Here is a 12483-nt window from a genome sequence, read left to right on the forward strand (position 1 = left end):
CATCAGGAGCGGGGCGATGGGAAACATTGAGATGGGCTTCGATCTCCACATGGATCTTGTTCAGCTGTTGTCGCCGAGCGGCGAGATCAGCAAGGCGGCCAGCAAGTCGGCGAAGGACATCGAGCGACTGGTCAGATTCTATCGCGCGATGACGCGAACCAGAATCTTCGACAACAAGGCGATCAGTCTTCAACGCACCGGTCAGCTGGGCACCTTCGCGTCGGCGCTCGGCCAGGAAGCGATCGGCGTCGGGGCGGCCGCGGCGATGGAAGAACGCGACGTGCTTGTGCCGTCCTATCGAGATCATGCGGCGCAATTCTATCGCGGCATGGCGATGTCCGAATGTCTGCTCTATTGGGGCGGCGACGAGCGCGGCAGCGACTTCAAAAATGCGCGAAGCGACTTCCCAAACTGCGTCCCCGTCGCCACGCAGGCCCCGCAGGCGGTCGGCGCGGCTTATGCGTTGATGGCGCGGAAGGAGGATCGCGTCGTCGTCACGTTCATCGGCGACGGCGGCACCTCCAATGGCGCTTTTTACGAAGCGTTGAACATGGCGGGAGTTTGGAAAACGCCTGTCGTGTTCATCATCAATAATAATGGCTGGGCGATATCGACCCCGCGGGAACTTGAGAGCGCGGCGGAGACTCTCGCGCAAAAGGGTGTCGCCGCCGGCGTCGAGGGGCGCCAGGTCGACGGCAATGACGTCATTGCGGTTCACGAAGTGGTGCGCCGGGCGATCGACAAGGCGCGATCGGGCGGCGGACCGACGCTGATCGAAGCGCTCACCTATCGCCTTGGAGATCACACCACCGCCGACGACGCATCGCGCTATCGCGATCCCGAAGTCGTGCGCGCGCAGTGGACGCGCGAGCCGATCGCTCGGCTACGCGCCTACCTCGTGAGCGAAGGCGCCTGGTCGAAAGAGCAGGAGGCGGAGCTTCATAAAGAATGTGCGGAAGAGGTCGATCGCGAGGTTGCGGCCTATTTGCACGCCTCGCCGCTGAACTGCGACGCCATGTTCGAGCATCTCTACGCAAAGCTCCCGGATACCCTGCAGTGGCAACGCGAGGAAGCGCGCCGATTTGCCCAGCGCAGCGCAAATGGCAACGGAAACGGTCATGGCTGAAATCACTCTTGTCGAAGCGGTCAATCTCGCGCTCGCGCGCGCAATGAGCGAAGACAAGGATGTCCTCCTGCTTGGCGAGGACATCGGCGTCAATGGCGGCGTGTTCCGCGCCACGAACGGCTTGCAGGCGCGCTTCGGTCGCGAGCGCGTCATCGACACGCCCTTGGCGGAAGGGGGCATCGCCGGCGTTGCGGTCGGCATGGCGGCGATGGGGCTGAAGCCTGTCGCCGAAATCCAGTTTTCCGGGTTCATTTATCCGACGATCGACCAGATCATCAATCACGCGTCTCGTATGCGCAATCGCACGCGCGGGCGGCTGACCTGTCCAATGGTGCTTCGCTCGCCTTGCGGCGCCGGCATTCACGCGCCCGAGCATCATTCCGAAAGTCCAGAGGCGATGTTCGCGCACATGCCGGGGCTTCGCGTCGTCGCGCCGTCATCCCCCGCCCGAGCCTATGGGCTGCTTCTGGCGTCTGTGCGCGATCCCGATCCGGTGATCTTTCTCGAGCCCACGCGCCTCTATCGTCTCTTCCGTCAGGAGGTCGAGGACGACGGCGTGGAGCTGCCGCTCGACGCTTGTTTCATCCTGCGCGAAGGCGCCGACGCGACGGTCGTCACCTGGGGCGCGATGGTGCCCGAAACGCTCGCCGCCGCCGAAAAGCTCGAAGAAGAGGGCGTTATGATCGAAGTGATCGACGTCGCGACCTTGAAGCCTCTCGACGTGGAAACGATCCTGCGCTCCGTCGAAAAGACCGGACGCTGCGTCATCGTTCACGAGGCGCCGCGCACGGCGGGCTTTGGCGCCGAGGTCGCCGCCGAACTCGCTGAGCGCGCGCTTTACTCGCTGTTGGCGCCCATCAAGCGGGTCACCGGCTATGACGTGGTCGTGCCGCTGGCGAAGCTGGAGAAGCAATATATTCCAAGCGTGGACCGCATCGTCGACGGCGTTCGGCAAGTGATGGAGGCGTCATGAACATCTTTCGTCTTCCCGATCTCGGAGAGGGGTTGCAGGAGGCCGAACTCGTCGAATGGCGCGTCGCCGCCGGCGAGGACGTTAAAGTCGATCAGCCGCTCGTGGCGGTTGAAACCGCCAAGGCGGTCGTCGAAATCCCATCGCCACAGGGAGGCCGCATCGAGCGGCTGTTCGCCTCCGCGGGTGACGTGATCCGCATCGGCGCGCCGCTGGTGGGTTTCGAGGGCGCGGGAGAGGACACGGGGTCAGTGGTCGGCGCTGTTCAGCAGGGGTCCGGCGTCGTCCGCGACCAGCCGATCTCAGTCGGCCACGTCGGCGGAGCGGTGCGGGCGACGCCTGCGGTAAGAGCGCTCGCGCGAAAGCTTAACGTCGATCTCGCCATGGTGACGCCCTCCGGCGCGGACGGGTTGATTACGACGCAGGACATCGAGCGCGTCGCGCGCATTCTGAGCGAGACGGAAGCCGCCGAGCCGCTGCGGGGTGTGCGCCGCGCCATGGCCCACAACATGGCGCAGGCGCAGGCGGAAGTCGCGGCGGCCACGATCGTCGACGACGCAGACATCCACGCGTGGGCTTCAGGAGCCGATACGACCATCCGCCTGATCCGCGCTCTTGCCCAGGCCTGCAAGGCGGAGCCTGCGCTCAACGCCTGGTTCGAGCCTCACGCCTTCGCGCGTCGCGTGATGAAGAAGATCGACCTTGGCGTCGCCGTGGATCTGTCGGAAGAGGGCCTGTTCGTGCCTGTCTTGCGCGACGTCGGCAATCGTGAGGCGCAGGACTTGCGCAAGGGTCTGGACCGCCTGCGGCAGGACGCTGCGGCGCGGCGAATCCCGCCCGAGGAGTTGCGCGGCGCGACCATTACGCTTTCGAACTTCGGCATGATCGCCGGGCGCTACGCCGCCCCGATTGTGCTGCCGCCCACGGTCGCGATCCTCGGCGCCGGCCGGATCAGAGACGAGGTGGTCGCCGTTGACGGCGCGCCCGCCGTGCATCGTATACTGCCGCTAAGCCTGACCTTCGATCACCGCGTCGTCACCGGCGGCGAAGCAGGCCGCTTCCTGGGGGCTGTGATCGCCGATCTGACGCTCGCGTCCTAAAATCTCATTCGGCGTCCGGCTGCGCCTCTGGACGCGCTTGCATGAAAGCAGGGTGCGCGGCGCACGCCGCCTCGACGGCAAGGATGCGCGGGCAGGCGTCGAGTGAAACGTCGAAGCGTCGCGCGTTATAGACCTGCGGAACGAGGCAAATGTCAGCGAGCGAAGGCGCTGCGCCAAAGGCGAAGGGGCCAGGCGCGATGAGCGCCTCGACCGCTGTCAGACCCTCTGCGATCCAGCGCTTGCGCCAAGCGGCGATCTGATCGTCCCTCGCGCCGAATTCCCCTTGCAGCGCCTCGATCACCCGCAGATTGGCGAGCGGATGAATCTCGCAGGCGATCGTCAACGCCGCAGCCCGCGCCTGCGCCGCCAGAACGGCGTCTCTTGGCAAGAGCGGCGGCTCAGGCTTCAGCGCTTCGAGATATTCGATGATCGCCAGTGACTGGGTAATGAGCCGACCGTCATCAAGTTGGAGGGTCGGCACGATGGCCAACGGGCTTTTGGCGCGATAGCCGGGATCACGCTGTTCGCCGCGCAAGAGATGGACCCGGCGGCGTTCCACGACGAGCCCTTTGAGCGCGATGGCGATCCGCACGCGATAGGCGGCTGACGAGCGATAATAGTCGTAAAGGATCATGGGCCTTTAACCGGATCGGGAACGCAATATTTAAATAGCAGGTCAGCCAAAGCTGTATATAGGGCCTGCTCATGGACTCGACGCTTGGCGGCGCTGGAACGCCCGCCGAAAACCCGATGGGAACAGACGGATTCGAATTTGTCGAATTCGCTCATCCAGATCCCGCGCAACTCGCCTCGCTGTTCGAGAAGATGGGCTTCGTCGCCGTCGCGCGTCATCGCTCCAAGGACGTGACGCTGTATCGGCAGGGGGAAGTGAATTATGTGCTGAACGCGGAGCCTCACAGCTTCGCCGCCGAATTCCAGAAAGCGCACGGGCCGTCGGTTTGCTGCATCGGCTTCCGCGTCGTCGACGCCGCAAAAGCGATGCGCCGCGCCGTTTCTCTGGGCGCCAAGCCTGTCGCCTTCGGCGTTGGCCCGATGGAGCTGAACATTCCCGCCATCGAGGGGGTCGGAGGTTCGCTCATCTATCTTGTCGACCGATATGGCGATCAGGGTTCGATCTGGGACATCGACTTCCGGTGGATAGGAGAGCGCGATCCGAATCCCCCAGGCGTGGGGCTGACCAATATCGACCATCTGACTCACAATGTTCGGCGCGGCCGCATGGACGCGCTTGCGGCATGGTATGAGCGCATCTTCAATTTTCGTGAGATTCGCTACTTCGACATCGAAGGCAAGATGACAGGCTTGCGCTCTCGCGCCATGACGAGCCCCTGCGGCAAGATTCGCATCCCGATCAACGAAAGCGCCGACGAAAAAAGCCAGATTGAGGAATTCTTGGACGCCTACAGGGGCGAAGGGATTCAGCACATCGCCTGCGCGTGCCGGGATATTTACGAGACCGTCGTCGCGATGCGCAACAACGGGCTCGATTTCATGCCGGCGCCGCCGGACGCCTATTACGAAGCCCTCGAGCAAAGGCTGCCGGGGCACGGAGAGCCGACGCAGCGGCTCAAGGAGCTTGGCATTCTGATCGACGGCCTGACGACGGGCGCGCGTCGTCTGTTGCTGCAGATTTTCTCCAAGACGGTCATTGGACCTATTTTCTTCGAATTCATTCAGCGCAAGGGCGATGAAGGTTTCGGCGAAGGAAATTTCCGGGCGCTATTTGAATCGATCGAAGAGGATCAGATCCGACGCGGCGTTTTGAACCGGGCGGCAGGCTAGGCAATGTCCCCCACGCGCTATTTGCACGGCTTCGGCAACGATTTTGAGAGCGAAGCTCTGCCGGGCGCGTTGCCGATGGGCCAGAACTCGCCGCAGCAATGCCCTTACGGCCTTTACGCCGAACAATTGTCCGGCTCCGCCTTCACCGCGCCGAACCATCTCAACCGGCGCTCCTGGCTCTACCGCATACGACCTTCCGTCCTGCACGTCCGCAACCCCAAGGACATCGAGCAGAGCCACTGGAAAACCGCGCCCTGCCGCGATGTCGACGCGCCGCTCGGGCAGCTGCGCTGGGACGCAAGCGACGTCCCAGACGATGCAGGCTCCTTCATCGAAGGAATTCGCACCATTGTGACGGCGGGCGATTGCAGCCTGAGAGTCGGCATGGCGGCGCATGTCTATCTCGCCGGACAGTCGATGTCCGACGACTATTTCTACGACGCCGACGGCGAATTGCTGATTGTCCCGCAGCTCGGCGACCTGCGCTTCTTCACGGAGTTCGGCCTCATCGAGTGCTCTCCCGGTGAGATATGCGTCGTTCCGCGCGGCGTGAAATTTCGGGTTGAACTCTCGGCGGGCCCGTCTCGCGGCTATGTCTGCGAAAACTATGGCGCGCCGTTCACATTGCCTTATCGCGGCGTCATCGGCGCGAATGGACTCGCCAATTCGCGCGACTTCTTTTCGCCGACCGCCGCGTTCGAAGACACGGAAAAGCCTTGCCGCCTCCGCGTCAAATGGGGCGGCCGCTTCTATCGCTGTGACCTCGATTATTCGCCGCTCGACGTCGTCGCCTGGCATGGAAATTACGCGCCCTATAAATATGATCTGCGCAAATTCTGTCCGGTCGGCGCCTTGCTCTTCGATCATCCCGATCCATCAATTTTTACGGTGCTGACCTCTCCTTCAGACGAAACCGGCGTGGGCAACGTCGACTTCGCGATTTTTCCGCCGCGTTGGCAAGTCGCGGAACATACGTTCCGGCCTCCCTGGTATCATTTGAACATTATGAGCGAGTTCATGGGTTTGATTTACGGACGCTACGACGCGAAGCCGTCCGGCTTCGAGCCCGGCGGCATGTCGCTGCACAACGCCATGTTGCCGCATGGTCCGGACGCGGAGGCTTTCGAACAGGCCTCTGAGGCGGACCTTGGTCCGGCGAAGATCGACGACGCTCTCGCCTTCATGTTCGAGTCTCGACTGCCGCTCTATCCGACCTCTTTCGCCATGTCGCTTGAAACCCTGCAGCAGGATTACGCGGAGTGCTGGTCGGGCCTGCGCCGTTATTTCACCGGCAATGGACCGTGAAGCTCGCATCCCTGAAGAGCCGGCGGGACGGCGCCCTCATCCTCGTCTCGCGCGATCTCACGCGGGCTGTCGCGGCGGGCTTCGTCGCGCCCACTCTTCAGTCGGCGATTGAAGACTGGGACGCCGTCGCGCCGGAGCTGCGGGCGCTGGCGGCGCGGCTCGAATGCGGACTTCGCGAGAGCTTTCCCTTTCGCGAGCAGGATTGCGCCTCGCCGCTGCCGCGCGCCTATCAGTGGGCGGACGGCTCGGCATACGTCAATCACGTCGCGCTTGTTCGCAAGTCCCGCGGCGCCGAAATGCCGGAGAGCTTTTGGAGCGACCCGCTGATGTATCAGGGAGGCTCCGACGTCTTCCTTGGCCCGCGAGACGCCATTCCCTTGCTGGATGAGGGGTACGACCTCGATCTCGAAGCGGAAGTCGCCATCGTCACGGATGATGTGCCGATGGGCGTGACGCCAAATGAGGCGCGCGACCACATCAAGCTCGTCATGCTGGTCAATGACGTAACCCTGCGCGGGCTGGTCCCTCCAGAGCTCGCGAAAGGTTTTGGCTTTTTCCAGTCCAAGCCCGCTTCGGCCTTTTCTCCGGTCGCCGTGACGCCTGACGAGCTTGGCGACGCTTGGGACGGCGGACGGCTGTCGCTGCCGCTTCTGTCCTTCGTCAATGGCGCGCCGCTCGGCCGGCCGGACGCCGGAAAGGATATGACCTTCGACTTTCCGCGCCTCATCGCACATGCGGCGCGCACGCGCGCGCTTAGCGCCGGAACGATCATCGGTTCCGGCACCATCTCCAACCGGGACGCCGACGGCGGTCCTGGCAGACCGATCGCGCAGGGCGGAGATGGCTACTCCTGCATCGCCGAGCAGCGCGTGGTCGAGAAACTCATCGAGGGCGCGCCGCGCACGCCGTTCCTGAAGGCTGGCGATGTGGTGCGCATCGAGATGCGCGCCGCTGACGGGCGCTCGATTTTCGGCGCCATAGAGCAACAGGTGGCCAACTCAGGGCCTCGGCCTTAAGCGCTTCGTTTGGCGCGGAAATAATGGAAATCTCCGCGCGAAATGATGCGGTCTCCCGGCGCCAGCTCATGCGCCGCGAGGTCGGAAGCGTCGCGCAGCCGATCATAGATCGGATCAAAATCCTGGTAGCCGTCGGCGAGAAGCTTCTCGAAGCTTTCGATGACGAAGTACGTCTGCTGGAAATCGCTGATGATGTAATTCGTTCGCATGACGCGTTCGAGGTCGAAGGCGACGCGGTTTGGCGACGAGTCTTCCAGCGAAAAGATCGTCTCCGAAGGCGAGGACATGATCCCAGCCCCAAAAATGCGCAGCCCTTTCGCCGTCTCGATCAGGCCGAACTCGATCGTGTACCAGTAGAGCCGCGCGAGATTGTGAAGCTGCCCGCGCGCGAGCGCGCGTCGGCCGCCCTCGCCATAGGCTTGGAGAAAGCGCGCATAGGTCGGATTGGCGAGGAGCGGAACATGGCCGAAGACGTCGTGGAAAACGTCGGGCTCCTGCAGATATTCAAGCTCCGCCTCCGGGCGAATGAACGCGCCGGCCGGAAAGCGCCGATTGGCGAGATGATCGAAGAAGGCGTCATCGGGAATCAGCCCGGCCACCGGAACGACGCTCCAGCCGGTCATCGCCCCCAGTCGGCGGCTCAGATCGGCGAAATCCGGGATGCCGGAGCGCGACAGTTCGAGCTGTTGCTTCGCCTCCAGGAACTCGTCGCAGGCCCGGCCGGGCAAGAGCTTCGCCTGGCGGGCGAACAGCCTGTTCCAGCGATCGTGCTCCTCGTCGCTGTAGGAGGCCCAATTCTGGTCTATCGTCCAGTCCGCCTGTCGCGGCGCCTGCGCGTATCGATTCTTGCTTTCGCTCGTGAGCTGCAGTCCCATCGCGGGTGTCCGTCGTGGAAGGCGTCTCTCTCCAACATATAGGCGCGCGATCCCGTCTTGCGAGATGACATCGGCCGGACGCGCCTTAGATGAGCGAACATGGAAGAGCTTTCGCATTTTATCGGCGGGCGCCGGGTCAAGGGAAAGTCCGGCCGTTTCAGTGAGGCCTATGAGCCGATGACGGGCGCGGCGATCTCGCGCGTGCCGCTCGCCAGCCGCGACGAGGTGCGTGAGGCGATCGTCGACGCCGCCGCGGCGCAGCGAGAATGGGCGGCGGTCAATCCGCAGCGCAGAGCCCGCGTGCTGATGAAATTCGTCGATCTCGTCGGGCGCGAGAAGGAGAGGCTTGCGGCGATTCTCGCGCGCGAGCACGGAAAGACGCTCGCCGATGCGCGGGGCGAGATCCAGCGCGGCGTCGAGGTCGCGGAATTTTGCATCGGCGTTCCGCATGTGATGAAGGGCGAGTTTACCGATTCCGCGGCGGCCGGCCTCGACGTCTATTCGATGCGCCAGCCGCTCGGCGTCGTCGCCGGCATTACGCCTTTCAATTTTCCGGTGATGATTCCGATGTGGAAATTCGCCCCGGCGATCGCCTGCGGCAATTCCTTCATTCTGAAGCCCTCCGAACGCGATCCCGGCGCGCCCTTGTTTCTGGCCGAACTGATGCTCGAAGCCGGCCTGCCGCCCGGCGTGCTCAATGTCGTCAACGGCGACAAGGAAGCGGTCGACGCGCTGCTCGAAGACCCTGACGTCAAGGCCATCGGCTTCGTCGGTTCGACGCCGGTCGCCGAATATGTCTACTCGCATGGCGCCGCCCACGGAAAACGCATGCAGTGTTTCGGCGGCGCGAAAAACCACATGGTGATCATGCCTGACGCCGACATGGATCAGGCGGTCGACGCCCTGGTCGGCGCCGCCTATGGGTCGGGCGGCGAGCGGTGCATGGCGATCTCGGTCGCCGTGCCGGTCGGGAAAGAAACCGCCGACGCGCTGGTCGCGCGGCTTGAGCCGCGGGTTGAAAATCTGCGCGTCGGGCCTTCGACCGATCCTTCAGCCGATTTCGGTCCGCTGATCACCCGCGCGCATCTGGAGCGGGTCAAGGATTACGTCGCGCTTGGCGTCGGGGAGGGCGCCAAACTCCGTGTCGACGGACGCGGCTTCAAAATGCAAGGCTATGAGAACGGCTTCTACATGGCCGGATGTCTGTTTGACGAGGTGCGGCCGGAGATGCGGATCTACAAGGAGGAAATCTTCGGTCCGGTGCTCTGCGTCGTGCGCGCGCGCGGCTTCGACGAGGCGCTGTCGCTGGCCAATGATCACGAATATGGCAATGGCGTCGCGATCTATACCCGCGACGGCGACGCGGCGCGCGAATTCGCATCGCGCGTCGAAGTCGGCATGGTCGGCGTCAATGTGCCGATCCCGACGCCGCTGGCCTATTACACCTTCGGCGGTTGGAAGCGCTCGATGTTCGGCGATCTCAATCAGCATGGGCCGGACGCGATTCGCTTCTATACAAAGACGAAGACGGTCGCATCGCGCTGGCCGGGCGGCGTCAGGACCGGCGCGAGTTTCGTCATGCCGACCTTGTCGTAGCCATGATGCGAGCGGCCTTCATCGGTCTGGGCAACATGGGCCGTCCGATGGCGGCGGCGCTGGCGCGCGCCGGCGTTGAGACGCGAGGATTCGATCTCAACGCCTCGCTGGTCGAAGCCGCCGCCCAGGAGGGCGTCGCCGCCGCCAATACCTTGCGCGATGCGATCGACGGCGCTGACGTTGCGATCACCATGCTGCAAAGCGGCGATCAGACGCTTGCCGTCTGGCATGAAATCGTCCCCGACGCGCGCGGCAAGCTTCTCATCGACTGCTCCACGATCGACGTCGAAAGCGCACGCGCCGCGCATCGACTCGCGCAGGAGAGCGGCGCGCGCTCGGTCGACGCGCCGGTGTCGGGCGGCGTCGCCGGCGCGAAAGCGGCGACGCTGACCTTCATGTGCGGCGGCGAGCAGGAGGCGTTCGCGGCGGCGAAGCCGCTCCTCGAACATATGGGCGCGCATGTGCTTCATTGCGGCGGCACCGGCATGGGGCAGGCGGCGAAAATCTGCAACAATCTCATGCTCGGCGCCACGATGATCGCGACTGCGGAGGCCTTCGTGCTCGCCGAAAAGCTCGGCCTCTCGCACAGGGCGCTGTTCGACGCGGCGTCGATCTCCTCGGGCCAATCCTGGTCGCTCACCACCTATTGCCCAGTGCCGGAGATGACGCCTGCTTCGCCTGCGAACAATGACTACAGGCCGGGCTTCATGACCGCCCTGATGCTGAAAGATTTGCGACTCGCGCAGGAAGCCGCCGCGCAGGTTGGCGCGGCCTCGCCGCTCGGGGCCGCGGCGACGCAGCTCTACGCGCTGCATCAGGCTGCGGGCCAGGGCGGCGCCGATTTTTCGAGCATCATCAGACTCATTCGCGGCGAATAAACAATTTCAAACAATCTTGATGTTGAAACAAACACGACATAGCGTGCGCCGGCAGGCGCTCAAAACAGATCAGCCGCACATTCTCTCGACCTTTTTAACGGAGGCGACACGTGTCGAATCATTTTACCGGCCTCAGTCTCGGCCCGCCGCTTGGCGATCAAAGGTTGGATCTCTGCGATCTCTATGCCTTCCAGTCTCCAAGCGATCCGACTCGGTCGGCGATCATCCTCAACGCCAATCCCGCTTGCGATGAATTTCATCCCGACGCCATCTACCGGCTCAACATCGACAATGACGGCGATTGCCTGACGGACATTGCGATCAGCTATGTGTTTTCGCCCAAGCAGAACGGCAAGCAGACCTTCGACGTTTACCTGGCGCGCGGGGCAGAGTCGCATTCTCCCCAAGCCGTAGGCGAGAAGATCGTCTCTGGCGCCGAAGTCTCCTTCGGGCCCAAGCCGAACATCGTGCGATCAGGCGATTTCACCTTCTTTACAGGCGTTCGCAGCGACGCGTTCTTTTTCGATTACGACGGCATTCTGGCGCTGTACGACACGTCCGGCGGCAGAAATTTCACGGCGCCGCATCTGGGCGGCAAGTCTCCCTGGACGGGCAAGGATTCAAACACCGAAGCCAATGTGCTTTCGACGGTCGTCGAGATGCCGACGAGCGCTCTCGGCGGCAATCCGGCGGTCAGAATCTGGGGGCGGTGCAGCGTGCGTGAGGACGGCAAGCTGATTCATGCCGATCGCGCCGGCCATCCGTCGGTCAGCAGCTTCTTCAATACCGACGAAACAAAGGAAGAATATAACGCCAGCGAACCGGTGAACGATCGGGAGCGCTGGCTCGAGCTGTTCATCCATCTGATGGGCCATACCGGCGACTACACGAGGGATGAAGCAATCACGGCCATCGACGCGCATGGCATCCTGCCCGATATGCTGAGCTTCGATCCCACTAAGCCCGCGGGCTATCCCAATGGCCGCACCTTCGCCGACGACGTCATCAATTTTCGGCTGTCGTTTCTCTCGAAGGGCGACATCCCGCCGGATGGGCTGCAGCCGCACACCGACACTCTGGTGGAGTTCCCCTACCTCGGGACGCCGCACTCGAAATAATCGGCGGCGCAGAAAAACGGGCGCGCTTGCGGCGCGCCCGTTTGCGGTTCGTTGCGTCGTCGGAGATTACCGATGCGCGCGGGTTTTCTTCGGCTTGGCGGCCGGCGCGGGCGGCGGCGGCGGGGGGGTCACCGGCATATATTGCAGGCTGACATTGCCGATGCCGGCGGAAACATTGAGGCCGGTGCCAAGGGAGACGGACACGGGCTGCAGCGAGATGGTCTTGTTCGAGCCGCCAACAAGGACCGCGCCGCCGGCGCCGGCGCCGACTGCGACCGACCCTTCCGCGCCGACATAGTCTCCGGCTAGCGCGCCAGGCTCCACGCTGTTCGTGGCCGCGAGAACCGTCCAAATCATCTGACCCGGACCGCTGATGCCGATATTGGCGCCGACATTGGTCAGCCTGCCGATGTAATGCTGGGGCGGGCTGCCTTTAGCGTCCGTGTACACGCAGTCGAGCGCCTGATTCTCCATGATGATCATGCCGACGCCGCCGGAGACATGGCAGAGAAGGGTGCCGACTTGCACGGATTGAGCCGTGGCGACGCTGGACGACAGCGCGATGAAAGACATCGCGCAAATCGCGCGGCCGAGCGAGGAATGAGACATTATCGAACTCCAATCGATGGGTGCGGAACTTAGCCGCGCGGCGGGACTTTAATGGCGAAAAATACAAAAAGTAACCCCGCCGGGAAT

At 63.4% G+C, this 12483-nt stretch carries 12 protein-coding genes; 9 read left to right on the forward strand and 3 right to left on the reverse strand.

Going from position 1 to position 12483, the window contains the following annotated elements; all coding sequences use genetic code 11:
- Positions 1-16 precede the first annotated feature (16 nt).
- From pdhA to ACR65W_RS14775, 3 genes are read left to right on the forward strand one after another with little or no spacing between them, the layout of a single operon-like run.
- Positions 17-1126 (forward strand): pyruvate dehydrogenase (acetyl-transferring) E1 component subunit alpha, encoded by a 1110-nt coding sequence (gene pdhA / locus ACR65W_RS14765; RefSeq protein ID WP_434500468.1) that lies wholly within the window; start codon positions 17-19, stop codon positions 1124-1126.
- On the forward strand, positions 1119-2099 hold the full coding sequence (locus tag ACR65W_RS14770) for an alpha-ketoacid dehydrogenase subunit beta (RefSeq protein WP_434500469.1): 981 nt from the start codon (positions 1119-1121) through the stop codon (positions 2097-2099). Before pdhA ends, ACR65W_RS14770 begins: the two co-directional genes overlap by 8 nt.
- Positions 2096-3196, forward strand: a complete 1101-nt coding sequence (locus tag ACR65W_RS14775; protein WP_434500470.1) for a dihydrolipoamide acetyltransferase family protein — start codon at positions 2096-2098, stop codon at positions 3194-3196. The genes ACR65W_RS14770 and ACR65W_RS14775 overlap by 4 nt, the downstream gene beginning before the upstream one ends.
- A gap of 4 nt (positions 3197-3200) precedes the next feature.
- Here ACR65W_RS14775 and maiA read toward each other — a convergent pair whose 3' ends face one another.
- Positions 3201-3830: a maleylacetoacetate isomerase gene (gene maiA / locus ACR65W_RS14780; protein ID WP_434500471.1), complete on the reverse strand. Its 630-nt coding sequence runs from the start codon at positions 3828-3830 to the stop codon at positions 3201-3203.
- Between the two features lie 71 nt (positions 3831-3901).
- Here maiA and hppD point away from each other — a divergent pair, with 71 nt between their 5' ends.
- Genes hppD through ACR65W_RS14795 form a run of 3 tightly spaced genes read left to right on the forward strand, consistent with a single transcriptional unit; the run spans position 3902 to position 7320 of the window.
- Positions 3902-4999: a 4-hydroxyphenylpyruvate dioxygenase gene (hppD, locus tag ACR65W_RS14785; RefSeq protein ID WP_434500472.1), complete on the forward strand. Its 1098-nt coding sequence runs from the start codon at positions 3902-3904 to the stop codon at positions 4997-4999.
- A gap of 3 nt (positions 5000-5002) precedes the next feature.
- Positions 5003-6304 (forward strand): homogentisate 1,2-dioxygenase, encoded by a 1302-nt coding sequence (hmgA, locus tag ACR65W_RS14790; RefSeq protein ID WP_434500473.1) that lies wholly within the window; start codon positions 5003-5005, stop codon positions 6302-6304.
- Positions 6301-7320, forward strand: coding sequence for a fumarylacetoacetate hydrolase family protein (locus ACR65W_RS14795; protein ID WP_434500474.1), 1020 nt, complete (start codon positions 6301-6303; stop codon positions 7318-7320). Before hmgA ends, ACR65W_RS14795 begins: the two co-directional genes overlap by 4 nt.
- Here the strand turns inward: ACR65W_RS14795 and phhA are convergent.
- Entirely contained in the window at positions 7317-8195 is an 879-nt protein-coding gene (gene phhA / locus ACR65W_RS14800) for a phenylalanine 4-monooxygenase (RefSeq protein WP_434500475.1), read from the reverse strand. The genes ACR65W_RS14795 and phhA overlap by 4 nt on opposite strands.
- A 99-nt stretch (positions 8196-8294) precedes the next feature.
- Here phhA and ACR65W_RS14805 point away from each other — a divergent pair, with 99 nt between their 5' ends.
- From ACR65W_RS14805 to ACR65W_RS14815, 3 genes are all read left to right on the forward strand, one after another.
- Positions 8295-9791 carry a CoA-acylating methylmalonate-semialdehyde dehydrogenase gene (locus ACR65W_RS14805; protein ID WP_434500476.1) on the forward strand — a complete coding sequence of 499 codons (1497 nt, stop codon included), beginning with the start codon at positions 8295-8297 and terminating at the stop codon, positions 9789-9791.
- A 2-nt stretch (positions 9792-9793) separates the two neighbouring features.
- Entirely contained in the window at positions 9794-10669 is an 876-nt protein-coding gene (gene mmsB / locus ACR65W_RS14810) for a 3-hydroxyisobutyrate dehydrogenase (RefSeq protein WP_434500477.1), read from the forward strand.
- 110 nt (positions 10670-10779) lie between these two features.
- Positions 10780-11787, forward strand: a complete 1008-nt coding sequence (locus tag ACR65W_RS14815) for a DUF4331 family protein (protein WP_434500478.1) — start codon at positions 10780-10782, stop codon at positions 11785-11787.
- A 66-nt stretch (positions 11788-11853) separates the two neighbouring features.
- Here the strand turns inward: ACR65W_RS14815 and ACR65W_RS14820 are convergent, their stop codons facing one another.
- Entirely contained in the window at positions 11854-12396 is a 543-nt protein-coding gene (locus ACR65W_RS14820; protein WP_434500479.1) for a DUF992 domain-containing protein, read from the reverse strand.
- Positions 12397-12483 lie beyond the last annotated feature (87 nt).

Source organism: Methylocystis sp. (assembly GCF_051062815.1).
In the GTDB taxonomy this organism is placed as follows: domain Bacteria; phylum Pseudomonadota; class Alphaproteobacteria; order Rhizobiales; family Beijerinckiaceae; genus Methylocystis.

Excerpts from the sequence above, each read along its gene's own strand:
- ACR65W_RS14820 (WP_434500479.1), bottom strand. The coding sequence starts at position 12,396 with ATGTCTCATTCCTCGCTCGGCCGCGCGATTTGCGCGATGTCTTTCATC.
- ACR65W_RS14805 (WP_434500476.1), top strand. The coding sequence starts at position 8,295 with ATGGAAGAGCTTTCGCATTTTATCGGCGGGCGCCGGGTCAAGGGAAAG.
- ACR65W_RS14775 (WP_434500470.1), top strand. The coding sequence starts at position 2,096 with ATGAACATCTTTCGTCTTCCCGATCTCGGAGAGGGGTTGCAGGAGGCC.
- pdhA (WP_434500468.1), top strand. The coding sequence starts at position 17 with ATGGGAAACATTGAGATGGGCTTCGATCTCCACATGGATCTTGTTCAG.
- maiA (WP_434500471.1), bottom strand. The coding sequence starts at position 3,830 with ATGATCCTTTACGACTATTATCGCTCGTCAGCCGCCTATCGCGTGCGG.
- mmsB (WP_434500477.1), top strand. The coding sequence starts at position 9,794 with ATGATGCGAGCGGCCTTCATCGGTCTGGGCAACATGGGCCGTCCGATG.
- phhA (WP_434500475.1), bottom strand. The coding sequence starts at position 8,195 with ATGGGACTGCAGCTCACGAGCGAAAGCAAGAATCGATACGCGCAGGCG.
- hppD (WP_434500472.1), top strand. The coding sequence starts at position 3,902 with ATGGACTCGACGCTTGGCGGCGCTGGAACGCCCGCCGAAAACCCGATG.
- ACR65W_RS14770 (WP_434500469.1), top strand. The coding sequence starts at position 1,119 with ATGGCTGAAATCACTCTTGTCGAAGCGGTCAATCTCGCGCTCGCGCGC.
- hmgA (WP_434500473.1), top strand. The coding sequence starts at position 5,003 with ATGTCCCCCACGCGCTATTTGCACGGCTTCGGCAACGATTTTGAGAGC.